Annotated in this window: 17 protein-coding genes and 2 tRNA genes; 7 read left to right on the top strand and 12 right to left on the bottom strand. The window is 71.8% G+C overall.

The annotated features are described in order from the left end of the window. Window positions 1–156: 156 nt before the first annotated feature. Complete coding sequence (locus tag WMF19_RS45765) at window positions 157–477, bottom strand: hypothetical protein (RefSeq protein WP_272101952.1); 321 nt, start codon at window positions 475–477, stop codon at window positions 157–159. 1661 nt (window positions 478–2138) lie between these two features. Here WMF19_RS45765 and WMF19_RS45760 point away from each other — a divergent pair. Together WMF19_RS45760 and WMF19_RS45755 are read left to right on the top strand one after the other, a co-directional pair. Next, on the top strand, window positions 2139–3779 hold the full coding sequence (locus tag WMF19_RS45760) for a thiamine pyrophosphate-binding protein (protein ID WP_437896103.1): 1641 nt from the start codon (window positions 2139–2141) through the stop codon (window positions 3777–3779). A 5-nt stretch (window positions 3780–3784) separates the two neighbouring features. Then, window positions 3785–4306, top strand: a complete 522-nt coding sequence (locus WMF19_RS45755; RefSeq protein ID WP_437896101.1) for a M17 family peptidase N-terminal domain-containing protein — start codon at window positions 3785–3787, stop codon at window positions 4304–4306. Window positions 4307–4332: 26 nt separating this feature from the next. Here WMF19_RS45755 and WMF19_RS45750 read toward each other — a convergent pair whose 3' ends face one another. From WMF19_RS45750 to WMF19_RS45725, 6 genes are all read right to left on the bottom strand, one after another. Further along, entirely contained in the window at window positions 4333–6399 is a 2067-nt protein-coding gene (locus WMF19_RS45750; RefSeq protein WP_437896099.1) for an ATP-binding protein, read from the bottom strand. A gap of 551 nt (window positions 6400–6950) precedes the next feature. Continuing rightward, window positions 6951–7763 carry a hypothetical protein gene (locus WMF19_RS45745; RefSeq protein WP_437896098.1) on the bottom strand — a complete coding sequence of 271 codons (813 nt, stop codon included), beginning with the start codon at window positions 7761–7763 and terminating at the stop codon, window positions 6951–6953. Between the two features lie 62 nt (window positions 7764–7825). Continuing rightward, window positions 7826–10189, bottom strand: a complete 2364-nt coding sequence (locus tag WMF19_RS45740; protein ID WP_437896097.1) for an AAA family ATPase — start codon at window positions 10187–10189, stop codon at window positions 7826–7828. A gap of 135 nt (window positions 10190–10324) precedes the next feature. Continuing rightward, the gene (locus WMF19_RS45735) at window positions 10325–11311 is read right to left on the bottom strand and encodes a universal stress protein (protein ID WP_437896096.1); all 987 of its coding nucleotides are present in this window, start codon (window positions 11309–11311) and stop codon (window positions 10325–10327) included. Next, complete coding sequence (locus WMF19_RS45730; RefSeq protein WP_437896095.1) at window positions 11305–14349, bottom strand: glycoside hydrolase family 65 protein; 3045 nt, start codon at window positions 14347–14349, stop codon at window positions 11305–11307. The genes WMF19_RS45735 and WMF19_RS45730 overlap by 7 nt, the downstream gene beginning before the upstream one ends. An 88-nt stretch (window positions 14350–14437) precedes the next feature. Beyond that, window positions 14438–14848, bottom strand: a complete 411-nt coding sequence (locus WMF19_RS45725) for a response regulator (RefSeq protein WP_437896094.1) — start codon at window positions 14846–14848, stop codon at window positions 14438–14440. Window positions 14849–15193: 345 nt separating this feature from the next. Between WMF19_RS45725 and WMF19_RS45720 the strand changes: the two genes are divergently transcribed. Further along, window positions 15194–15856, top strand: a complete 663-nt coding sequence (locus tag WMF19_RS45720; RefSeq protein WP_044970202.1) for a response regulator — start codon at window positions 15194–15196, stop codon at window positions 15854–15856. A gap of 49 nt (window positions 15857–15905) precedes the next feature. Here the strand turns inward: WMF19_RS45720 and WMF19_RS45715 are convergent, their stop codons facing one another. Next, window positions 15906–16475 carry a pentapeptide repeat-containing protein gene (locus WMF19_RS45715; protein ID WP_437896093.1) on the bottom strand — a complete coding sequence of 190 codons (570 nt, stop codon included), beginning with the start codon at window positions 16473–16475 and terminating at the stop codon, window positions 15906–15908. Between the two features lie 53 nt (window positions 16476–16528). Here WMF19_RS45715 and WMF19_RS45710 point away from each other — a divergent pair, with 53 nt between their 5' ends. Beyond that, complete coding sequence (locus WMF19_RS45710) at window positions 16529–17413, top strand: alpha/beta fold hydrolase (RefSeq protein ID WP_437896092.1); 885 nt, start codon at window positions 16529–16531, stop codon at window positions 17411–17413. Between the two features lie 79 nt (window positions 17414–17492). Beyond that, on the top strand, window positions 17493–18302 hold the full coding sequence (gene xth, locus WMF19_RS45705) for an exodeoxyribonuclease III (protein ID WP_437896091.1): 810 nt from the start codon (window positions 17493–17495) through the stop codon (window positions 18300–18302). A 13-nt stretch (window positions 18303–18315) separates the two neighbouring features. On the opposite strand, the gene WMF19_RS45700 is transcribed toward xth, so the two are convergent. After that, window positions 18316–19515, bottom strand: a complete 1200-nt coding sequence (locus WMF19_RS45700) for a penicillin-insensitive murein endopeptidase (protein WP_437896090.1) — start codon at window positions 19513–19515, stop codon at window positions 18316–18318. Between the two features lie 329 nt (window positions 19516–19844). Between WMF19_RS45700 and WMF19_RS45695 the strand changes: the two genes are divergently transcribed. Next, window positions 19845–19918: transfer RNA gene (locus WMF19_RS45695), tRNA-Arg, on the top strand. Between the two features lie 79 nt (window positions 19919–19997). Next, window positions 19998–20070: transfer RNA gene (locus WMF19_RS45690), tRNA-Lys, on the top strand. Between the two features lie 280 nt (window positions 20071–20350). Here WMF19_RS45690 and sbnB read toward each other — a convergent pair. The 3 genes from sbnB to WMF19_RS45675 form a co-directional block, all read right to left on the bottom strand. Next, window positions 20351–21373 carry a 2,3-diaminopropionate biosynthesis protein SbnB gene (gene sbnB, locus WMF19_RS45685; protein WP_437896089.1) on the bottom strand — a complete coding sequence of 341 codons (1023 nt, stop codon included), beginning with the start codon at window positions 21371–21373 and terminating at the stop codon, window positions 20351–20353. Window positions 21374–21541: 168 nt separating this feature from the next. Continuing rightward, window positions 21542–21769, bottom strand: a complete 228-nt coding sequence (locus tag WMF19_RS45680) for an MbtH family protein (protein ID WP_437896088.1) — start codon at window positions 21767–21769, stop codon at window positions 21542–21544. Window positions 21770–21984: 215 nt separating this feature from the next. Then, window positions 21985–23151 carry a cupin-like domain-containing protein gene (locus WMF19_RS45675; protein ID WP_437896087.1) on the bottom strand — a complete coding sequence of 389 codons (1167 nt, stop codon included), beginning with the start codon at window positions 23149–23151 and terminating at the stop codon, window positions 21985–21987. Window positions 23152–23208: the final 57 nt, after the last annotated feature.

Here is a 23208-nt window from a genome sequence, read left to right as displayed (position 1 = left end):
GGTTTCCGCCCACCTCTGCACCATGCACAGCAGAGCGGCGGTCTCCCGCACAGGAGACGGGCCCAGATCGGCGTTTTCGGCGCGCAAGCGCACTCCGGTGCGCTGAGCACCGAAAACGTCGAGGTGGGCCCGTATCCGAAGCGGGTGACCGTCGCTCTAGGCGCCGCGCGCGCGGCTCGCTTCGCCGATCGCGTGGGTGATGTGCCCCTCCAGCTCGCCCGCGGGCAGCTGCTCGGACTCCACGACGACGAGGCGCGCGCCCGCGTCCTCCGCGAGCAACTCGAAGGTCTTCGGCGCACGATCGTGCAAGTGGCTCGGCAAGACGATCGCCAGCGGGCGGAGGCGGACGGCCACCCCCCACGCCGAGGCCGCATCGCAGGAGCGGACGAGGAAGCGAGCCCGCGCTGCAACCCTCCGGCAACGAGCCAGAAAATGGGGGCTGCAGTCGAGCGCCAGCACCATGGGTATCCGGATCAACTGACTGCTACTAGGGGGCTCCGACATAGGACGATGCTACTCCAGCGAAGCGCGATTGCGCGTCCTCTTATCCCGCATAACCGATACAGAGCCTTCCCGAAATAAAAAACAACAAGCTCGCCAGCTCATGTAAGCAGTCACGCGTGATTTTGGTGTATTGGGTAACGTTCTGTGAGCGCAGGATATTTGAAATGAACGCTGCGAGATGGGGAGGCGCCAGCGCACGATAGCTCCCGCGGGACCTCGCGCAAAATCGCCGAGAATTCGGGCCTCCTTGCGCTGCAACAGGAGCGCGTGATGCCCTGAGCGATCGCGTGGTGATGAAATGATGCGCCATGGACGGAGAGGGTCCCGGCGCACACCAGTGAAAGCAACATGGCGATCGATTGTCAGGAATGCCCGGACGGGTGAAGTCGGCGCACACGTGGTAGACGCCGCTCGGGACGTAGGTTGTGAAGGCAGCGTCCACGAGACCGTCGCACAAGATGGCTCGTGTTCACCCCTGATGCTGCCCAGATCGCCGCAGCGGCTCGACGCCTCCAGCCCGTCGAGGTCGGCACGCCGCAAAGGAGTTGGCGAGCACACGTAATGGAGATCGTGTGTCGTCGCCACGCGGCGGGCGAGCCCCGACAACGCGGCCATCGACCGGAGCCGCCCCCCGGTGCCAGCTGCCCTCTCCGGCCGCGCGCCAGGCGTCGCGACAGGGCGCGTCGCGCGCGCCCTGCGAGGGCTCGGTGAGCTCGACACGCCCTTTGTTGGCAACCACCCAGTGCTCGCCGAGCGCCGCAACGGCCATGAACCGGTTACGTTCCTCACAGAAGCTCGGGGGCGCGACTTATCGAGCCCCCTTCGAAATGTTTCCGGCAGGTTACGGAGAACGCCGTCGGCGGAGGTGGCCGCCGGCGGCGTGATCGCCGCGTCGGCAGAGGACCAGGCCGTCTCCCACGCCGGCGGCCGCAGGGCAGGAGCACCGGGGAGAGGTCGAGAGAGGTGGCGGTGTCGAGCTGGCACCTGCAATAAGGTTCCAACTATATCATCTCGTGGCCGGGATAGAAGAGAACAGCGTCGGGTACGTGATCGCAAAGGCGTCGGCCGTTGCGGTGGGGCGACGACCTCGCATCCAAGGTCGGAGTCGATGCTGTAGCGGAGCTGTATTTTTACAGTAACACCCTGCGAAGGGGGGTTATCCTTCTCGGTGGTCGGATAGCCGAGCTGATCGGGCGATAGCGTGGATCACCCGTCAGGGAGGCGGCGCGCGCGCCAGGAAGCGGGTGGTGCCCTGATCCCGAGAGAGATCCGACGAGGTCGGGAGGTTAGGAAGAACACTTGCCTACCACCCGGAACATGAGGGTTTCGGGCGGACACGACCCGCCAGCTCCTGTGATGTTGAGGAGTGGACACCTCGACGCGGCGCCGCAGCGCGACGGCCATGGGGCCGCCGGCGCGTGACCCGTGGCTCGTCCTCGGGGCGGCGACTCGGGGCGGCGACTCGGGGCGCGCTCGGGCGGCGACTCGGGGCGCGCTCGGACGGCGACTCGGGGCGCGCTCGGGCGGCGACTCGGGGCGCCGAGCGGCCGGGCGGGCGACGTGGCCAGGGCGATGCGCGCTCGCCCGGGCGGTGCCGCGAACCGACCGCTCGCCGGCAGGACGCTGGGTCGCACATGGTATATGCCGGCCCCATGGCGCAGGTGCACGGCGGCAGGCTCGTCTCCAAGGCCCTCGCGAGGCACGGGGTGACGCACCTCTTCACCCTGTGCGGCGGGCACATCCAGGCGATCTACGACGGGTGCCTGGATGACGGCATCCGGGTGGTCGACGTGCGACACGAGCAGACCGCCGGACACGCCGCCGACGGGTACGCGCGGGTGACCGGAAGGCCGGGGGTGTGCGCCGTCACCGCGGGGCCGGGCGTCACGGACGTGGTGACGGCCGTCGCCAACGCCCAGCGCGCGGGCGTCCCGATGGTCGTCATCGGGGGCGCCGGCCCGCGCGCCCTCGCCGACATGGGCTCGCTGCAGGACATGAACCACGTCGAGCTGATGCGCCCCATCTCGAAGTGGAGCGTCTCCGTCCCCTCGACCGATCGCATCCAGGAGTACGTGGACTCGGCCTTCCGCATCGCCCAGGCGAACGTGCCAGGCCCGGTCTTCCTCGAGATGCCGCTCGACCTCCTGATGAACTACGCCGGCGACGACGCGCCGGCCACCGCGCCCACGGCCCCGCCTCGCCCCGGGGGAGATCCGGCCGCCGTCGCGCGGGCCGCGGCCATGCTGAGGGACGCCGAGCGGCCCATGTTCATCGTCGGGAGCCAGCTCCGGTGGTCGCCGCGGCGCGACGCGCTGCGCCGCTTCGCCGACGCGGTGAAGGCGCCCTTCTACCTGAACGGCATGGCCCGCGGCGCCCTGCCCCACGCGCACCCGGGGCTGATGAGCCGCTCGCGCCGCTTCGCGCTCTCGCAGACCGACCTCTGCGTCGTGCTCGGGACCCCCTTCGACTTCCGCCTCGAGTACGGCCGCGCCGTCAGCCCGGCGGCCAAGGTCGTCCAGATCGATCTCGACGGGAGCGAGCTCGGCAGGAACCGCCGCGTCGACCTCGGGATCGACGGGGACAGCGGCGTCGTCCTGGAGCAGCTGCTCGCGGAGGTGCCCGACAAGACGGCGGCGGCGTGGCTCTCGGCCGTGCGCGAGGCCGAGGAGCGATCGCGCGCGAAGATGCTGGCGGAGATCGCGAGCGACGGCGATCCGCCGAACCCGCTGCGCGTCTGCGCGGAGATCGGCAGGCGCCTCGGCAAGGACGACATCGTCATCGGCGACGGAGGGGACTTCGTGGCCACGGCCGCGAACGTGCTGAAGCTCGAGTGGCCGCAGCTCTGGATGGACCCCGGCCCGCTCGGGACCCTCGGGGTGGGGCCGGGCTACGCGATGGCGGCCAAGCTCGCGCGGCCGGAGGCGAACGTGGTGCTCGTGTACGGCGACGGATCGTTCGGCTTCCACGCGCTCGAGTTCGAGGCGATGGTGCGCCAGGGCATCCCCGTCGTGAGCGTGATCGGGAACGACGCGGCCTGGACGCAGATCCGAAGGGGCCAGGTGGAGCTCTACGGCGAGGGCCGCGCGCCGGCGACGTCGCTCGATTTCACCCGGTACGACCGCGTGGTCGAGGCGCTCGGCGGCTTCGGGGCCTGCGTGGAGCGCGTCGAGGAGCTCGGGCCCGCGCTGGACGAGGCGTTCCGGTGCGGCAGGCCCGCTTGCGTCAACGTGAAGATCGCGAAGAGCGACTTCCGCAAGGGCGCGATCAGCGTCTGATCCACGTGGAGCTACGGTTCATCTCCCCCGACCTGCAGAGCCTCGACGAGCTCGACTCGGAGGTGCTCGCGTGCGCCCCGTTCAGCGACGCGCGGCCGGTCCACGGCGTGGCCGGCCTCTGCGACTGGCGGCTCGGCGGCCGGATCTCCGAGCTGAGGCGGCAGGGCCTGATCACCGGCGAGCTCGGCGAGGTCGTCATGATCCCGTGCAAGCCGCGCATGGCGTTCGACAAGCTCGTCCTGTTCGGCGCCGGCCGGCGCGACGCGTTCGACGAGGCGATCTTCCGCGAGATCGTGCGACAGATGCTCGCCACGATGGGCGGGCTCTGCACGCGCGCCGCCGTGGTGGAGCTCCCGGGGCGACACGACGGGCTCATCCCGGCCGAGCAGGCGGCCGACGCGCTCCTCGACTGCGCGGGCAGGGAGCGCGGCGACAACGTGTGGACGCTGGTGGAGCGCGCCGAGGGCAGGCAGCAGATCACCCAGCACATGATCGAGCAGCGCCGCAGGGTGCGGCGGGCGCTGTAGCCGCGCGGCGCGCGGCGCGGAGGACGTCAGCCAGGCTCCTTCGGCAGGTCGACGGTGAAGGTCGCCCCCTCGCCCGGCCGGCTGTCGACCTGGATCGTCGCCCCGAGCGCGTCGGCGATCTGCCGCACGATCCACAGCCCCATGCCGAAGCCGCTGTAGTTCTCGCTGGAGACGGCGCGCTCGAAGCGCTCGAAGATGCGGGCCTGCTGCTCCGGGGCGATGCCGATGCCGCGATCCCGCACCGTCAGGCGGGCGCGGTCCGCGAGGTCCTCCAGCGCGACGTCGATGGGCTTGCCGGCGCCGTACTTGATGGCGTTCGAGAGGAGGTTCGTGACGATCTGATCGAGCCGCAGGCGATCCCACCGGCCGACGATCGAGGCGGGGGCCGACAGGTTGACGGGGCAGCCGGCGGCGCAGAGCTCCTCGCGGAACCGCTCCAGCGCCTCGTTCACCGTGGCCGCGAGATCGACGTCCTCGAGCTCGATCTGCAGGCGGCCCGCGGAGATGCGCGAGATGTCGAGCAGGTTCGTGATGAGCCGGGCGAGCCGCTCGACCTGGCGCTTGATCATCTCGAGCCGCGGCGTGGCGCGCTCGGCGGTGAGCCCGCCGCGCTTGCCGGCGCGCAGGAGTCCGTCGACCTGCAGCTGCATGGGCGTGAGCGGCGTGCGGAGCTCGTGCGAGGCGATCGTGAGGAAATCGTCGCGCGCGCGCACAGCGAGCTGCGCCTCCCGGTAGAGCCGGGCGTTGTCGACGGCCAGCGCCGCGCGCCGCGCGAGATCCTGCGCGAGGTCGAGATCGACGGCGTCGTAGCGCCGGTGCGTCGAGGCGAACGAGAGCGTGCCCAGCGTGCGGCCGCGCGCCGTCAGCGGGACCGTGAGGTGCGAGGCGAGCGAGAGCGAGCGCAGCGCCTCGTAGTGCGCTTGATCGAACGAGATCGCGCGGACGAACGAGTCGGTCACCTTGGGGATGAGCTCCGGCTGCGCCGTGCGCAGGACCCTGCCGATGCCCCGCCCGGCGGAGTCGGCCGTGATCCTGCCGAGGAGCTCGGTCGCCATCGCCATCGACGGATCCGCGTGGGCGGTCACCTGACGATCGATCGCGCCGGACTCGTCCTGCAACAGGAGCACGCAGATCGACGCGAAGTCGGGGAGCGCGACGCGGACCACGCGCCGCAGCGTCTCCTCGAAATCGAGCGACTCGCCGAGGATCTGCCCGGCGGAGACGAGGATGCGCTGCGCCTCGTGGACGCGGCGGCGCTCCGTCACGTCGCGGGTGACCTTCGCGAAGCCGCGCAGCTGCCCTGCCTCGTCGAAGAGCACGCTGATCACCTCGTTCGCCCAGTAGCGGGTGCCGTCCCTGCGGACGCGGTAGCCCTCCTGGATCGAGCGGCCGGTCTCCACGGTGGACTCGAGCTCTGCGGCGGGCCTGCCGAGCTCGACGTCCTCCGGCGGGAAGAGGACCGAGCAGTGGCAGCCGATGATCTCGTCGGCCCGGTAGCCGTTGATGCGCTCTGCGCCCGGGTTCCAGCTGGCGATGCGGCCCGCGGGATCGAGCATGAAGATGGCGTAGTCCTGGACGCCCTCCACGATGAGGCGGAAACGCTCCTCGCTCTGCTTGAGGCGCCGGTCGGCGCGCGCCTCCGCCGCTTCCATCTCCCGGCGCAGGAGGAGCTCGCGCATCCTGCGGTTCTCGTCCTCGTAATGCTTCCTGCGCAGCTGGGCGCGCAGGCGCGCTTTGAGCACCGTGAGCTCGCCCGTCTTCGTCACGAAATCGTCGGCGCCGGCCGAGAGGGCGTCGAGGATCGCCTTGTGATCGTCGCGGCCCGTGAGCATCAGCAGCGGGATCGGCCGCCACGAGGCGTTCGCTTTGATGCGGAGGCACGTGGCCGGGCCCGATAGACCCGGCATCACCATGTCGAGCAGAATGCCGTCGATGCGCGCCACCGTGAGCCGCGCGAGCGCCTCCTCCCCTGAGTGGGCGAGCACCGGCAAGTAGCCTTCGTCGCGCATCGCCGCCGCGACCTGGTTCAGGTACGTGGGGCTGTCGTCCACGATCAGGATGCGGTGGGACGGCGTGTCCGACGGGCGGTTCACGAGAGCCTCCGGGGCGGGCTCCTGTGAGCGAGGGCAGTCGCCATGACGGGGCGCGTGGGGCTGGTTAAACCGGTGCAGCACCCGCCGATCACCCCCCGTGGCGCCTCCACCCTCATTGGCCACCCATACAGGTTGGCATGCGTTCTCCCCCGGTCGACGCGAAAAGGCTACCTGGCCCGATGCACTTTGCGTACAGCATCCTATTTCTACCAGCCGCCAGGCGCTCGCAACGTTGCGTCCCCCACCGCCATCCGAAATCCCTGGGGAAGCGCACACAATGCGCGCTGTGGGCTTCGAGCGCCCGGAGCCAGCAGAGGGGGGCTTCCCGCGTTGCAAACCAGGGAAATGACGCTTGACAAGCGGCGTGACGATCCGAGTTGCGCCTGACTCGAGCGACTCGAGATCCGCGCTTGGCGAGTCGCGGCCTCGCGGCGGCGCGCCGGCGTCGAGGAGGGCGTGAGCGCGCGGCGAGGAGCGGAGCTCATCACCGCCCTGGCTCCTTGGCGAGGCCAGGCACGGGCGGCGCGGAAGGTCGGTAACGCGCGGATCCGTCAGCCCTCGTCGATGAGCTCGATCATCGTGGCTCGGGCGGGCCCGCCCGCGGGAATCCAGCGGCAGAGCTCGTCGACGCCGACGTCATCGACCACCCGGCGGAGCTCCGCGCGCGCGGCGGCGGGCTCGCCGAGCGCGGTGAGCGCGTGCGCGCGGGTGATGCGGTAGCGCTGGCGCACCTCGGTGGGCTCTTCCCGCTCGCCATCGCGGAGGCCGACCAGGGAGAGCGCGCCCTCGACGTCGCCCGTGCGCACGAGCACCGCGGCGCGCGCTCCCCGCACGAGCGGCCGCGCCGACGCTGGCGCGCGCTGCTCGTCCAGGTCCGGGAGGAGCCGCCGGGCGGACTCGATGTCGCCAGCGCAGAGCTGCCATTGGGCGAGGTTGCTGATGACGAGCACCCGGACCTGCGGAGGTATCCAGTCGCGAGGCACGTCGCGCAGCGAGGCGGCCGCCGCCTTGTAGCTCCCCTCCCAGGCGAGCGACTGACCGACGGCCTGGGCCGCAAAGGCGTAGATGATCCGCGGATCGTCGAGCTCGGTCGGCGGCGTCGAGGCGCGGTCCGCGCGGCGCGCGGCCCGCTGCCCCTGACGCGGGAGCCGAGGCGCGGGCGCCTCGCGCGAGGATCGACCGGGCCTCGCGGCGATCAGCCGCCGGACGTCGCCGCCGAGGAGGACAAGCAGCGCGATCACGGCGGCGGCCGCGCAGGCGGCGCCGAGCGAGAGCGACCCGCCACGCCACCGGGCGAGCGCGCCCCACGCCAGCAGAGGCGCCGCGGCGCCGGCCGCCGCGAGCAAGATCGGCCGCCGCATCATCGGCGGGCTCCGGCGCGGAGCGGCGCGGGGTCGGCCGTGCGCTTCGGTGCCATCGGTCCTCTTCAGCGCTCCCTCAGCACGCGCCGAGGATCCACGCTCGTCCCGCTCCTCAGCGTGTCGGCGATCGCCTGGTGGAAGCGCTCGAGCCGCTGGTCCGCCGCGTGGAACACGGTCCCCTCCGGGTACCTTCCGTCCGCGTCGGCGACGCCCGCAGGGACGCCGGTGATGATCTCGATGCCCTCCTCGACGGAGCTCACCTCGAACACGTGGAAGCGGCCGGCCTCGATCGCCGTCACGACGTCGCCCCGCAGCATGAGCGCGTCGCGGTTCGCGCTCGGGATCAGCACGCCCTGCTCGCCCGTCAGGCCCTTGGCGGCGCACAGATCGAAGAAGGCCTCGATCTTCTCGTTGATGCCGCCCACGGGCTGGATGCTCCCCTGCTGATCGATGCTCCCCGTCGCGGCGAGCTCCTGCCGGATCGGGACGCCGGAGAGCGCTGACAGGAGCGCGTACAGCTCGCTCGACGAGGCGCTGTCGCCCTCGATGGGCTCGTACGTCTGCTCGAAGACGAGCGAGGCGCCGAACGAGAGCGGGCGGTGCTGGGCGAACCGGGCCGCGAGGAAGCCCGTGAGGACCAGCACGCCCTTGCTGTGGAGCGGGCCGGACATCTCGACCTCGCGCGCGATGTTCACCGGGCCCTCGAGGCCCGGGTAGACGACCGCCGTCACCCGGCACGGGCGGCCGAACGTCTGCGGGCCGTCGGACAGGACCGAGATCGCGTTGACCTGCCCGACGCGCCGGCCGGTCACGTCGATGCGGATCGTCCCGTCCGAGAGCAGCTCGTGCACGTGGTCGCGGAAATGGCTCCCGCGGCGCCGCGCCGCCTCGAGCGCCTCGTTGACCTCGGGGCCGTCGACCACCTTGCGGCCGCGGCGCTGAGCCCGGTAGCCGGCCTCGGTCGCGACCTCGGCGATGAGCCCGACCTGGGCGCTCACCTTGGTCTGGCTCTCCGCGAGCCGGCCGCCGTGGAAGAGGAGCGCGGTCACGCCGTCGGCCGTGATCGGCGGGAGGCCGCGATCGTGCGCGAAGCCGGCGAGGAACGCGGGGTACGTGAGGAGCGCCTGGTCGAGCGAGATCGTCGTCTCGAAGCGCGCCTGCACCTTGAAGAGCTGCGAGAACTCCGGATCGGCGTCGTGCAGGTCCTGGTAGAGCTGCGGGTTCGTGACGAGGACGACCTTCACGTCGATCGAGATCGGCGGGAAGAGCAGCTCCTCCGCGGTGCCGCGGAAGTACGACGGGTTGTGCTCGGGCACGATGAACTTGCCCGCGAGGAGGCAGGCCTTGAGCTGCTCGTAGAGCGCCTCGTTCTTGAGGAGCGCGCCGGCGGGCAGGATCAGGAAGCCGCCGGCCGCCTCGTGGAGGGCGCCCGCGACCGCGAAGCCGGGCTCCGGCGGGAAGCCGGAGTCGGGCGGCGCGTGGGTGCGGCCGAACAGGGCGGTCAGCGTGGGGTAGGGAACCTCGACGACCGGGGCGCCGGAGTCGGGCGTGTGCTCCGTGAGGAGCGTCGGGACGACCACGCCGCGCGGGAGCGTCGCGCCGCCCTCCTCGCCGCGCGCCTCGTCGACGAGCAGGCGGAACTCCTTCGACACGACCGTCTCGACGTCCGCGAGGAACGCGCTGATGTCGTCGCGCCCCTCGAAGCGCGCGCGCACCGGCTGGAAGCACCCCTTCACCCCGTCGCTGAGCAGCTGCTTCACGACGCCGCGCAGCTCGACGTCGGCCTCGTCCTGCACGGTGGCGAGCCGCATCTCGAACTCCTCGATGGAGCCGGCGATGGCGAGCAGGGCCTCGCCGTCCGGCGCGTTGGCGGCGTCCTCGATCGAGGTGATCTGCACCTCGTCCTCGCCGCGCACGAGGTCGAGGCCGAGCTCGCGCGCCGCGGACTTGAGCTGCTCCTCGAGCCGCCGCTCCTCCGCGTTCACGCGGCGCTGGATCTTGCCGCGCGCCTGCTTGAAGCGCTCGCCCTCGGTCGCGCCGCGCAGGGCGTCGACGAGCTTCTCGTGGAGCTCCTCCATCGCCTCGACGAAGGGGCGCCCCTCGCCGGGCGGCAGCGACAGGACCGTCGGCTCGCTCGGGCGGTGCGGGTTCGGCAGGAGGAGGATATCGTCGGGCGTGGGGCGGCTCGCCGCGATGCGCTTCGCGACGGCGCGAGCGCAGAACGTCCGGCCCGTGCCGGGCGCGCCGACGACGACGACGTGGAAGCGGGGCTGGCGGATGTCGAGGCCGAAGGCGAGCGCGGCGAGGGCGCGCTCCTGCGACCCGATGCCCGCCGACAGCGGCGCGACCTCGTCCGTCGTGGAGAAGCGGAAGCTCTGAGGCTCTACGATCTTGCGGCACTCGCTGGGGGGCAGCTTCCGGGAGACCATGGCGGCGCACCATAGCGCCTTTCGCCGTCCGTTGGCGTGGAGCCCGCCCGGCGGCGCGCCCGCGCGCCGATCGAAGGCCGCGAGGGGGGCGCCTCGCCCCCGCTGGGGCGCGTCACGCGTCGCGCGGGGCGCGCGCTAGCGCCGCAGGACCAGCACAGGGCACGGCGCCCGAGCGAGCACGTCGCGGATGACGCCGCCATGGTGATCGGCGAGCTGCCCGTGCCAGACCAGTACTACGAGGTCGCTCGCCAGCTGCCAGGCGAGGCGCGCGATCTCCGCCGCCGGCTCGCCCTTGCCGAGGAAGAACCGCGTGGAGACGCCGTGCGGGCAGTGCCCGATCGCGCTCAGGAACCGGGCCAGGAACTCCTCGGTGAACGCGGGCCACTCGTGCTGCGGCTGGTCGACGTAGAGGGGCGCCACCATCGCGCCCGGCTCGGAGGGCGCGGGCGTCGACACGGGCGGCCCGTCGTCCGCGGCCTCCCGCGGCGAGGCGCAGCCGACCATCACGATATCGAGCTCGGCGCCGAGCTTGCGGGCGACCTCCCCGACGGGCGTGATCGCGCTGGCCGTGCTGGGGGTGCCGTCGAGCGGCAGCAGGATGCGCTGTAGCCGCGGGGGGGAGGGCTCCTCACGGAGGATGACGACGCCGAGCGCGGTGGACTCCAGCGCGCGCGCCGCGAGCCGGCCGACGCCGAAGCGCTCGTCCGTGGGATCGTCCGCGTGCGAGGCCACGATGACGAGCGCGGTCCCGTAGCTCGCCACCGCCGACGCGAGCGCGCCGGCCGGATCGTCGCTCGCCTCGACGTCCAGCACCATGCCCTGCAGCGCCTCCGGGGCGATCCCGAAGTGGGCCGGCACCTCGCTCGCGTCGATCGGCTCCTTGCAGAGGCACAGCCCGCGCAGCGGGGCCTCGAGGCCGTGGGCGATGAGCCGCCCGAGCGCGACGGCGCCGAGGTGGGCGCGGCGGCCGTGGAGCGCGACGACCACGCTCCTGCGCTGCAAGCCGCTCTGCGGCGGGCGCTCGTCGGCCTCCTCGAGCGCGTCAGGGGGCGGCTCGGCCGCGGGCGCCGGCCCGGGCGGCGCCCCGAGCCCGACCGGGGACCCACGTACGGCGCTCAGCATGGCGTGACCTCCTCCCATGGCGTGACGCGGCCGCCCAGCCGCCGCGCCGCATAGCGGCGGCCCGGCTCGGCCAGCACGGCGCAGGCGGGCGCGCCCGCGTCGAGCAGGCAGATCGGCAGCGGCGCGCTCCCCTCCAGCGCGACCTCGACCGCCCCGTCCTCCACGTGGATCTCGAGGGCGCGGCCTCGCCAGGCGATCGGGATCTTGAGGTGCCGCCAGCCGGGCAGGAGGTGCGGCTCGATCCCGATCGCCTCGTCCTCGTCGGGGCACGGCGGCGCGTGGGGGAGCGCCTCCGAGAGCGCGCTCCGCGGCACGCGCGTGACGCCGGCGACGCCGAACGCGACGGCTTGCCAGAGGCCGCCCATGGCGGCGATGTGCACGCCGCCCGCGGCGTTGCCCATCGTGTTGCCGAGGTCGATGTCGGCGGTCTGCTCGAAGTAGCGCTCGGCGTGGGCGTGGAGATCGAGCCGGGCGGCGACGAGCGCGTGGGCGCTGGGGCTCAGCGAGCTGCCGTGGGCGGTGCGCGGCTCGTAGTAGAGGAAGTTGTCGCGCCGGGCGCTCGCGGCCACCGCGCTCCAGAGCAGCGCGATGAGCTGCACGACGTCCGCTTGCTTCACGACCTGGCAGGCCTGCGTCCGCTCGCGCCCGAGCAGGACGTCGACCGGCGCGCTGCGCACGGCGTAGTCGGCGATGGAGAACGGCGCGAGGCCGAAGTAGCCCGCGAACTGCTCGATCAGGCCGGTCTGCGGGTCGATCCCGAGGAGCAGGCGGTCCGCGACGTCGCGCCAGTGATCGGGCTCGTCGGGCCGGAGATCGAGCCGCGCGAGCACGTCGGCCCGCGCGGCGTCGCGCTGGACGAGCGCGGCGGCGACGCGGAGGTTGTGCCGCGCCATCCAGTTCGTGAACGCGTTGTCGTCCACGGTCTCGTGGTACTCGTCCGGCCCGATCACCCGCCGGATGTGGGCGCGGCCATCCGGCCCGAGCTCGGCGCGGCTCGCCCAGAAGCGCGCCGTCTCGATCAGGATCTCGGCCCCCTCGCCGCGCTGGAAGTCGAGATCGCCGGTCGCGCGGACGTACGCGTGCACCGCGTACGCGATGTCGGCGCTGATGTGGTGCTCCTGCTCGCCGGAGAGCACCCGGACCACCTCGCCGAACGGCGTGACGACGAGCGCCGGCGTCGTCTCGTCGCCCGTGTCCGCCGACTCCCACGCGTAGAGCGCGCCCTCGTAGCCGAGCGCCTTCGCCTTGCGGCGCGCGCCGGCGAGGGTGCGGTGCCTGTAGAGGAGCAGCGCGCGGGCGGCCTCGGGGTAGCAGTGCGTGTAGAACGGGACGAGGAAGGTCTCGGTGTCCCAGAAGACGTGGCCGCGGTACGCCTCCCCGCTGAGCCCGCGCGCGCCGATGGAGCAGCGCGGGTCGTCCGGGTTCGCCGCGCCGATGAGGTGGTACAGCGCGAACCGGAGGGCCCGCTCGATCCTGGGGGCGCCGTCGATCTCGACGTCGGCGTGGCGCCAGCGCTCCGCCCACGCCCGCGTGTGCTCGCCGAGCACGTCGGCCATGGCGCGGCTCGACAGCTCGTCCTGGAGCGCCTCGCCCGCCTCGCGCGGCGTGGGCGTGTCGCGCGACGTGTGCAGCGTCGTCGTCCGGAAGAGGCGGCGCCGCTCGGCGACGCGGACGCCGACGTCGCAGCGCTCGGCGATGGATCGCGCGCCTGTGGTGCGCTCGCAGCGCGCGCCCTCGAGGGTCTCGAGCGGGGGCGAGGTCTCGGGGGCCTGCTCCGGGAGCTCCCGCAGGTGCGAGGTCATCGCGGTGACGAGACCGCCGTGCGTGTGCCCGACGAGCAGCAGGCTCTTCGCGCCCGCGTCCGCCGAGAAGCCGGCCCAGTGCGCCGCGCCGCTCGCGCTCTTCACGTCGCCGCTCAGGATCGCGTCGACGCGGATCGTCCCGGTGAAGTTGAGGGGGGCGATGCTGAGCGCTTCCATGAGGACGTGGCGGTTCGCGAGCGACGCCGCGTGGAGCGTGTGCAGGTGCGTGAGGTGGCCTCCCTCGCCGCGCCGCAGGCACTCGCGCAGCAGCACGCCCCGCCGCATGTCGAGGGCGCGGCGGTGGTGCAGCACGCCGCTCGTCTCCGCGGAGAACGAGTCGCCCTCGATGGCGACGCTCAGCCGGCCCCAGTCGGGGGCGATGACGAGCTCCGGCACGCGGCTCACGTCGGCCGAGGGCTCGAACGCGCCCGCGATGAACGTCGCCGGCCGCGACACGCTCGACCCCTCCGGCAGCGACGCGCGCGAGCCGAGGTAGCCGTTGGCGATCGCGAGCAGCGACTCGATCTCGTGCTCGCGCGCGATGTCGAACCCTGGCTCCTCGATGATCCACGCGGCGTCCCGGGGCGCCGCGAGGGAGCCGAGCTCGCCCTCGAGATCCCGCTGGAGCGCGAGGATCTCGTGGAGCCGCTGCGCGCCGGCCGTCCCATGGACGGCGCCCGCGAGCTCCGGCGCGCCGCGGAGGCCGCGCGCCCCTCCGGCCGCCGCGCCGTCGCGTGATTCGCGTGGTTCGCGTGGTTCCGGCGAGATCGCGAGCCGATCGTGCGGCTCGATGCGGAGCGGCGCGATCACCTGAGCGAGCAGCGCGGCGACGGCGGAGCGCCCGTCCGGCTCCGCGCGGGCGGCGAGCGCTACCGCGGCGCCGCGGCGATCGAAGCCGTGGAGCTCCGCGCCCTCGAGCGCGCCGAGGAAGAGCCGCCTGCGGTTCTCGGCGCGCACGCCGCGAGCGAGCCGCCGCGCGAGGTGGGGCATGGCCTCGTCGGTGAAGAGCGCCACGCGCACCCCCATCGCGAGCAGCGCGTCGAGCAGCGCCGCGGCGCCGTCGACCGCCTCCCCGAGGAGACCAGCGTCGATCGCGATGAAGCGGAAGCGGTGGTGCAGCTCGGCCGGCAGCTTGATCGCGGCTGCCGGCGCGTTCGCGATGGCGGGGTTGCCCGATCCGCCTCGCGCGAGGACGGCTTGCCCGGTGGCGCTGTCTTCTACGAGCAGCGACGACATCCTCGGCTTCTCCTGGGGGCCAGGGGACGCGAGGAGCGTGCCGCCGCGCCTGTGCGAGCCGGGATCGGAGGGCCGTGGCGTCGGTGCGCTAGCGTTGCACGGCGCCGGTCAGGCGATCGAGCACGAGCAGGAGCCGGTCGACGTCGAAGGGCTTCGCCAGCACACCGGCCACGGCGCCGCGGATGCTGGGCTCGTTCACGCCGGAGAGCAGGAGGACGGGCACCTCGACGCCCGCGGCGGCGAGCGCGGCGAGGAACTCGTCGCCGGTCATCTCGGGCATGATGTAGTCGAGCAGGACCGCCCGCGGCCGCGCGCCGCGGGCGAGGCGATCGAGCGCCTCCAGCGGCCGCGTGAAGCCCTGAACGCGGTAGCCCTCGTCGGAGAGCAGGTCGAGAAGCGACTCGACGAGCGCGGGGTCGTCATCGACGACGAAGATCTCCGCGGGCGCGCGCGGCGAGGAGGTGGCGGCCGGGCCGGGAGCGGGGACCGGCGAGCTCATCGTATTTCCCTGGATCGCTGGCCATTCCGGCGCATGAGGCGCGCGAAGGATACCAGAGGGTTGCCGCGACCGCATGCGCAGGCCGCTCTGGGCGCATCGTTGCACCTCCCGTCACGTCCTCCGTTGCGCATTCCACGTCGCGCGGATCTCCGTCGAGCTCCGAAACTCGCTCAGGACGGAGTTTTCCTCACCAATTGGGCTTGCCGCCGCGCCGCTCCTTGCAGATCGTTGAGCACCTGATACCCCTGTAAGGTTCCTCCCAGGACGACCCGAGCAGCTTGACTTGAACTGCTCACGGGTATCGAATTGTGGTCTGAAGGACACTCCAATCCCCCTGTGGTCATCATGGCGGAAACCCCTGCTAGCAAGCTGCACATCTATCTGATCGACGATCACCCCGTCGTTCGCGAAGGCTTCGCTCGAGCGCTCTCGGACGAGCCCGACATGGTCGTCGTGGGCCAGGCTGGGACGGCGGCCGATGCCCTGCGCGAGACGGCGAGCTGCAAGCCGGACGTCGTGCTCGTCGATCTCAACATCCCCGACCGGGACGGCATCGAGCTCCTCGGGGCGCTGAGAGCGCAGCTGCCTCAGGCGAAGCTCCTCGTGTTGAGCGGGTATGACGACGAGTTCCGCGTCGCCGAGGCGCTCCGAGCGGGGGCGCAGGGGTATCTCGTGAAGACCTCGAAGCTCGAGGAGGTCATCGAGGGCATCCGCCGGATCGCGACCGGTGGAGCGCCGCTGTCGTCGAGCATCGCGGGGGCCGTGGTGCGCGCGATGCGCAAGCCGGCGAGCGAGGGCTCCGGCGGCCTCGACGCGCTGACGCCGCGCGAGCGCCAGGTCCTGCGGCTGCTCGCGGCCGGCGTGTCGACGCGCGAGACGGCCGCGCGGCTGACGATCAGCCCGAAGACGGTGGAGACCCATCGCGTGCGCATCTACGCGAAGCTCGGGTGCAAGAGCGCGGTCGAGCTGACCCGCATCGCGGTCCGCACCGGGCTCATCGAGGCGTAACCGCCCGCGGTCGCGCGGGGCGCTGCCCGCTCGTTCCGCGGGTGGGACGCTACGGTCTTCGCTCCTTTTTCGGCTTCTTCGGCGGCGCTTCCTTCTCGGTGGCCTTTGGGGCCTGGCTCGCGCGTGATCGATCCTTCGCCTCCTCGAGCAGGCGATCGATCCGCACGCCGTCGATGGTGAGCCCCTCGATCGCGCAGCCGACGATCTCGACGTCGCGGAGGTCCGACCCCTCGAAGCGAGCGCGGCGCAGGCTCGCGTCGGACCAGCGGCTCTCGGCGGCGTCGGCGTTGTCGATGCGCGCGCCGGCGAGCGAGATGTCGTCGAGCGAGGCGCCGGCGAGGGTCGCGTTGTGCAGGCGCGCGTCGCGAAGGTCGACGTCGTCGAGCTCGGCCTCCGCGAGGGAGACATTGTGCAGGCGCGCGCGGGCGAGAGAGACGTCGTCGAGCTCGGCCTCCGCGAGCGAGACGTCATGCAGGCGCGCGCTGCGAAGGTCGACGTCGTCGAAGCTGGCCCCGGCGAGCGCCGAGCCGTGAAACTGCTCGGGCTTCTTCGCCGGCTGGATGCCCTCGTCTTCGGTGGCGCCCGCGCTCGGCGGCGCGATGGGGGGCTTCTTGGCCATGGGTCCATGCTAGCGCTAGGCGCAGGCCGCGCGCTCGCGCGGTCCGGAGAGCCATGAACGCACACGCCGGCTTCGTGCCCCACCATGCCCTCGTCTCCGCCCCCTCCGCGGCGCCTGCCCGCTGGATGCTCGTGCTGCACGGCATCTTCGGCTCGGGCGCCAACTGGCGCACCTTCATCCGACGCCTCGCCGAGGCGCAAGCCGTCGAGGGCGCGCCTCCTGCCGCCGCCCGGCCGTGGGGCTTCATCCTTGTCGACCTGCGGGCCCACGGCATGTCGCAGAGCCCGCCTGCGCCGCACACCATCGCGGCGGCCGCGGAGGATCTGCTCCGGCTGGGCGACCGCCTCGGCCTCGATATCCGCGGCGTGATGGGCCATTCGTTCGGCGGCAAGGTGGCGCTCGCCTACCTCGAGCGCCGGCCGACGGGGATCGAGCGCGGCTTCATCCTCGACGCCGATCCGAGCGCGAGGCCCGCCGGCGAGAGCGGATCGGAGAGCCCCGGCGTGCTCGCGATGCTCCGCGCGATCCCGCAGCCGATCCCGTCGCGCGAGGCGTTCCTCGAGGCGGTGCACGCCGCCGGGTTCAGCCGCGGCATCGCGGACTGGCTGGCGATGAACGTCCGCCGCGAGGGCGACGGCTTCCGCATCCGGCTCGACCTCGACATCCTCAACGAGCTGCTCACCGACTATTTTGCCCGCGATCTGTGGCACGTCCTCGAGGACCCGCCGGCGCCGGCCGGCCCAGGCGTGGAGGAGCGGCGCATCCACGTCGTCCTCGGCGGCAGATCCGCGTCGATCTCGCCGGCCTCGCGCGACCGCTTCGAGGCGCTCGCGGCGCGCGCGCCCTGGCTCTCGGTCCACGTCCTCCCGCGCGCCGGCCACTGGCTCCACGTCGACGATCCGGAGGGACTCTTCGACGTGATCCGGGCGGCCTTGTGACCGGGAGCCGTGAACCGCGCGCGCGCCCCTGGAGCGGGCTTTCCGCCCGGCTCTTCATCCGCTATCGCCCGGAGGACCTATGCGCATCGCGTCCTGGAACGTGAACTCCATCCGCACGCGGCTCGAGCAGCTCACGAGCTGGCTGGTCCGCGCCGCGCCCGACGTCGTTTGCATGCAGGAGACGAAGGTCGAGGACGGCAGCTTCCCCGAGGCCGCGCTCTCCGAGGTGGGCTATCGCTCGGTCATCTTCGGCCAGAAGTCCTACAACGGGGTCGCGATCGCCACGCGCTTCGGCCTCTCGGTCGACGACGTGAAGAAGGGCCTCGACGGCGACGAGCAGGACGTCGCCCGGCGGATGCTGGCGGCGACGATCGAGGGGATCCGGGTCATCAACGTCTACGTGCCCAACGGCCAGGCGGTGGGCACGCCGGCCTTCGCCTACAAGCTCGCGTGGCTGGAGCGGCTGCGGAGCGAGCTCGGGGCGCGCTACCGTCCGGATCAGGAGATCGTGATCTGCGGCGATTTCAACGTGGCGCCCGAGGCGATCGACGTCGCCGAGCCGAAGAAGTGGGAGGGGCAGGTGCTCTTCCATCCGGACGAGCGGGCCGCGCTGGGGCGCCTGATGGAGTGGGGGCTCGTGGACGCGTTCCGCGCCTGCCACCCCGCCAAGGAGGCGTACAGCTGGTGGGATTACCGGATGGGCGCGTTCAGGCGCAACAAGGGCCTCCGCATCGATCTGGCGCTGGTGACGCGCCCGCTCGCCGCGCGCTGCACCGATGTGTCGATCGACACGCGCCCGCGGGAGCTCCAGCGCCCCTCCGATCACGCGCCGGTCGTGGTGGAGCTCGCGGACGGCGCCGCGCCGCAAGGGGCCGCGCCGGCGGCCTGAGCGAGGGCGGACGTCAGCGGGGCGCGGCGGTCGGGCGAGCGCCTGAGGCCGCGGCGGGCGGCGCGGTCGCGGCCGCCGGTGCGGCCGTGGCGCGCGCTCCGTCGGCACTCGCCGGTGCGGCCGTGGCGCGCGCTCCGTCGGCCACCGCCGGCGCGGCCGTGGAAGGCACGCCGTAGATGTCCGCATCCGTCGCCGCGGGCGCCGCGGAGTCGAGCGCCTGCTTCGCTTCATCGGTGGCGCACGCGGGGCGGGCCAGCGACTCCTCGATGCAGGCGCCGCGCATCGACGGAGGGCACATCACGCGGATGTGGAAGTGGTCGTTGTGCAGGTCGGCGTCCCTGGGGCTCATCATCGCGGCCGCGGCCCGGGCCCGGAGGTCTGCCGGGACGCGCTTCTTCGCAGCGTGCGCGAGCAGCCGCGCCCGCAGCGCGTCGGTCACGAACAGGTACTTGACGCCTGCCTGCCGGTCCTCGAGCAGCGCCTGGACGAGCGCCCAGTTGCGCGCGTCGTCGAACCGCGCGCCGGGGAGGCCGATGGCGTTGCCCTCGTCGTCGAACGCCACGAACCGATCCATGCGGAGGGTCTTGCCCTTCGAGTTGACGACGTAGAACCCGACGTCGGCGTCGCGCCCCGTCTGGTGGGAGTTGTGCCCGTCGAGCGCGCCGCCCGTCCTGGCGGAGAGATCGCCGACGAGCAGCGCCGAGTCGCCGTGCTTCTTGGCCACCTGGAAGGCGGCGCGCCGCAGGGTCTTCACGAGCACGGGCAGCCCCCACGTCCTGGCGCCCTCGCGCGCCTTGAGGTGTCTCGACGATCGGAGCCGCACGGCGCCGGTCAGCCGCCCGCGGTTGGGAGCGCCCTTCGACAGCGGCTTCCGCTCGTCGGCGTCGGCGGCGGTGCCGTCGCGTTCCGCGCGGGAGGTGTCGTCCCGCTTCGCCGCGCGCTTCTTGCTGGCCCGTTCCTGGGCCTTCTCCTTGGATCGGCTGCTGCGCGCCGCCCGCGCCTCACCTTCGCCGTCGGCCGAGCTCCGCCGCGCGGCGCGGCGCCTGTTCTGCGGGCTCTTGCCCGGCTGCCGCTCGGCCGCGGCCGGCTGCGCGCCCGTGGGGGTCGAGGGAGCGCCCTGGGCCGGCGCAGCGAGCGAGAGGGCGAGCAGGAGGGCGGCGACGGGGCCTGGGGAGGCGAGGAAACGCCGAGAAAGCGGGCGGAGCAGCGGCATGACGGGCAGGACCCTACCCTGCGGCGCCGCGGATGGAGAACTTCTTTCGCAGTCCCCTCGGGCCAGGCGCAGCCGCGTCGGGCCAAACGCCGCCGTGCCGGGCCAGGCGCGCCCCCTCCGACGGCGTTCCGCTGGCCGCTGCCGGTGCCTGTGGAGGGTGCGCGCTGCCAACCGACGGGGTCTCGGGGGTGTACCTGGCGGGCGCGTCCGTCCGGGCTCGGCGACGGTGGCGGCCTAAAAATTGCGCATCATGTCGCTACAACGTCTTGACATATCGCCGCCGGTGCGGTTAGAAGCGTTCCGCGAGCCCCGCCGAGGGGCGCGCAGGAGCGCCCGTAGCTCAGCTGGATAGAGCGTCGGACTTCGAATCCGAAAGTCGCCTGTTCGAATCAGGCCGGGCGTGCCGGGCTCAACGGGCGACTCAAGCGTTCCGGCGAGATCCCGGGAGCCGTTTCAGGTTCAGTCGGTTTGACAATTCACTCGGGCCATTAGCTCAATTGGTAGAGCAGTGGACTCTTAATCCATTGGCTGAAGGTTCAAGTCCTTCATGGCCCACCCGAGACGATCGAGGAATCCAGCCAGCCCGAGAGGCTGGCTGGGACAGCCGGGACAACGGCTGGCACAGGTGGTTGAGAGCCCGGGACCCGTGGGTCGCCGGGCTTTCGGCGTTCTGGGCCGCCCCTTCTGCCTGCCCGCCCGCTCCGGCACATGAGCGGCGCAGCGGCAGGGGCGCTGCTCGCCAGCCACAGAGGCGCTCCATCTCGCCCGGGCCTCGGGGGCAATTGCCACAGAGTGAGGCTTGCCAGCTTGCGGCCGCTCGTCGCCCGCCCGCCGCTCAACGGGTCAGATCCCCAAAGAAATCCGGAACGATCGTCACGTCGCCGCGCTGCTTGGCCGCCTCATAAACCCACTTTCCGACGGCCAGATCGAGCACGCCGAGCCCGAACGGCGAGACGATCACGGGGCGGTCGGGCGCGATCCGCAGCTTGCCGGCCAGCAGATCCGGGATCGTGCCGTCGATGAAGCCGCGATGCCCGACGCGCTGCTCCGTCAGGTGCGGGGAGGTGCTCGCGTTGAGGACATGGGCCACATCGTCGACGACGTTCGACGCCGCGAGCAAGACGTCCGGCGACAGGTCGCGGAGAGAGACGTTCAGCACGATCGGCGCGTGCGCGAACCAGCCGGGATCGTGGACGTACGGCTCGCCTGCGACGGTCGCGAAGACGATCACGTCGCTCGCAGCGACAAGGCTCTCGACGCTCTCGCTGACGACGACCTCGTGGCGCGCGTCGAGCGAGAGCGCCTGCCGGAAGCGCGCGGCCTCCGCGGGGACGATGTCATGGAGGTACACGCGCGGGAACGACCAGCCCGTCCTCGCGAAGAACTCGTAGATGTACCGCGCGATGAGACCGTTGCCGACGAGCCCGAGCGTCCGGCACGGCGCCCGCCCGCCGGACAACGCGCGCGCCGCGAGGACGGCCGACGCCGCCGTGCGCGCGGCCGAGATGATCGACGCCTCGAGGCACGCGAACGGATACCCCGTCTCGTGGTCGTTGAGGATCAGGACCGCCGAGGCGCGGGGGATCCCCTTCGTGATGTTCTCGGGATAGCTCGCGATCCACTTGATGCCGGCGACGTCGAACGAGCCGCCGAGGTAGGCCGGGAGCGCGATGATTCGCGCCGTCGGCCGCTCGGGGAAGCGCAGGAAATAGCTGTTGGGATTCACGGAGTCGCGAGCGCCGTGCGACAGGTATGCCGCGCGGACGACGTCCATGCATGCGCCAATGTCGCCGAAGACGATCTCGCGGACGGTGCGCCCGCTGATGACCGAAAAACCAGACGGGATCGGATTGGCCATTGCCACCTCAACCACCTCAACACGACCGCGAGCGGATCGCAAACCAATGACGGCAGACCAAGACAAGCGACACGAGGCACGGCCGCCCGACGCCACGAGCCTCCAGCTCGTGGCGCGAGCCGCCCGCAGCGACATGCTCCTGTGAGCGTCGCCCGGCCTCGAACCGCCTCAAGAAAGGCCCGCCATCTGCCTCCGGAGGCTCAGCGGGCGCATGTCCGTCCAGACCTCCTTGATGTAGGCGAGGCACTCGTCCAGGGTGCCCGTCTTCCCGGCATCCCTCCAGCCGAGGGCGTTCTCCCGGTCCGACGCCCAGACCGAGTACTGCTCCTCATCATTCATCACGACCTTGTAGATCCGATCATCACCGCTCGTTTGGCTCGTTTGGCTCGTTTGCATGGCTCGTCCTCGTCGTATCCGATGGGGTACCGCGATGAGCGCAGAAGGCAGCGCCGGGCGCTTCGTCGTCCGGCGCGCTCCGCTCGGGAGCCCGAAAGCCGGATGGCGCTTCATCGCTCGTTGTCGCCGGTTCTCGCCGGCGCTCGCTCGTCTTGACTCACCCTCGCTCCGCCACTTCGCCACATGGCTGCTCCGGAGTGATATCACCAGTCCATTTATCGCATCTCCTGCCGAGCGTCAACCGCGCTCTCGCATGAGCGAGATTGCAGCGCCTCGCCCGCTCGCAGCGTGGCCGCCCCGCCGCGGTGCGCGTCCTCTTCGGTCGAGCTGCGGTAGAGCTTTCTTCCCTCGGTCTCCAGATGGCGCACCGACCGGCGCACCACCTCCAGGAAAGGCCGCGAGTACGTGCCGGGCGACGCGGGCGCGCAGAGCCGCTCGTACAGCCGATCGAATACCTGCTGGAGCTCCTCGCCCTTCTCGATCGGGCTGACCGATGGGCGCCAGTATGCCTGCTCGACCTCGGCGAACGCCCCCTCCAGCTCCGGCGTGATCGCGCGCTCGTCGAGGAAGCGCCATGCGATGGCTTGCAGGCGATAGTCGAAATGGAGGCGGTCGCCGAAGAACCTGGCGTAGCGGTTGCGACGGAACCGCATCGTCAGGGCCATGCTGGTCTCGACGTACTCGAAGTAGTGCCACATGAGCGCCGGTATCAGGAGTGCCTCGCCCGCGCGCAGCATGCACTGGTAACCGCCGGTGAACCGGACGAATTCGTCCCTGTCCGCGTCGGGCACCCCCTCCGGGCTGACCACGCAGTTGTTGCTGATCGGCCCCAGCTTGGTGCCCTCGGACGGAGGGATGAGGATGGCCCGCTTGGCGCCGAAGATCTGGTACTGGAGCACGTGCCTCTGATCGGCGTCGTAATGGAGGTGCGAGTGATTGCCCGCATTTCCGAGCCACAGCTCGGACACGTAATCGTCGCGCTCGCCCGCCTCGTTCAGGCAGTACGGCGGCACCCGGTACAGGGCGCAGAGCTCGGGCACCATGTCCTCCGGCACCTCCGAGGCGATCTCGCGGCTCTCAGGGCGGCGCTCCACCCCCCGCAGGTACTCGTCGACCGTGCTCGGCCTGCGTTCGAGGAGCGAGCCCGGCCGCGGGCGGCCGAACAGCAACTCCATCGCGAGCGTGAAATAATGCTCGTATCCGTTATGCACACATACCCTGGTCCTGCCGAGCGCTGCGCGCGCCGACTCGAGCGTATCGAGCTCGCGAATCGGCTCGCCAGCGAAGAGGTCCGTGACGATCACCGGCCTCCCCTTGACGGCGTACTCCGAGATGAAGGCGTCGTAACTGAGGGAATCGACCCTCGGCACGTTCTCGAACATTGAAAGACTCCTCTCCTGACTCTCGCGTGAGATCGTTGAAGATGACACCAGCGGCGC

It is taken from the genome of Sorangium sp. So ce124 (genome assembly GCF_051525235.1).
Classification (GTDB): Bacteria; Myxococcota_A; Polyangia; order Polyangiales; family Polyangiaceae; genus Sorangium; species Sorangium atrum.
Note: the sequence above shows the minus strand (reverse complement) of the source record. Positions and strands in the feature narration are given on the sequence as shown.

Coding starts and splice junctions, on each gene's coding strand:
- WMF19_RS45760 (WP_437896103.1), top strand. CDS start 2,139: ATGGTATATGCCGGCCCCATGGCGCAGGTGCACGGCGGCAGGCTCGTC.
- WMF19_RS45745 (WP_437896098.1), bottom strand. CDS start 7,763: ATGATGCGGCGGCCGATCTTGCTCGCGGCGGCCGGCGCCGCGGCGCCT.
- WMF19_RS45740 (WP_437896097.1), bottom strand. CDS start 10,189: ATGGTCTCCCGGAAGCTGCCCCCCAGCGAGTGCCGCAAGATCGTAGAG.
- WMF19_RS45735 (WP_437896096.1), bottom strand. CDS start 11,311: ATGCTGAGCGCCGTACGTGGGTCCCCGGTCGGGCTCGGGGCGCCGCCC.
- WMF19_RS45730 (WP_437896095.1), bottom strand. CDS start 14,349: ATGTCGTCGCTGCTCGTAGAAGACAGCGCCACCGGGCAAGCCGTCCTC.
- WMF19_RS45725 (WP_437896094.1), bottom strand. CDS start 14,848: ATGAGCTCGCCGGTCCCCGCTCCCGGCCCGGCCGCCACCTCCTCGCCG.
- WMF19_RS45720 (WP_044970202.1), top strand. CDS start 15,194: ATGGCGGAAACCCCTGCTAGCAAGCTGCACATCTATCTGATCGACGAT.
- WMF19_RS45715 (WP_437896093.1), bottom strand. CDS start 16,475: ATGGCCAAGAAGCCCCCCATCGCGCCGCCGAGCGCGGGCGCCACCGAA.
- WMF19_RS45710 (WP_437896092.1), top strand. CDS start 16,529: ATGAACGCACACGCCGGCTTCGTGCCCCACCATGCCCTCGTCTCCGCC.
- xth (WP_437896091.1), top strand. CDS start 17,493: ATGCGCATCGCGTCCTGGAACGTGAACTCCATCCGCACGCGGCTCGAG.
- WMF19_RS45700 (WP_437896090.1), bottom strand. CDS start 19,515: ATGCCGCTGCTCCGCCCGCTTTCTCGGCGTTTCCTCGCCTCCCCAGGC.
- sbnB (WP_437896089.1), bottom strand. CDS start 21,373: ATGGCCAATCCGATCCCGTCTGGTTTTTCGGTCATCAGCGGGCGCACC.
- WMF19_RS45680 (WP_437896088.1), bottom strand. CDS start 21,769: ATGCAAACGAGCCAAACGAGCCAAACGAGCGGTGATGATCGGATCTAC.
- WMF19_RS45675 (WP_437896087.1), bottom strand. CDS start 23,151: ATGTTCGAGAACGTGCCGAGGGTCGATTCCCTCAGTTACGACGCCTTC.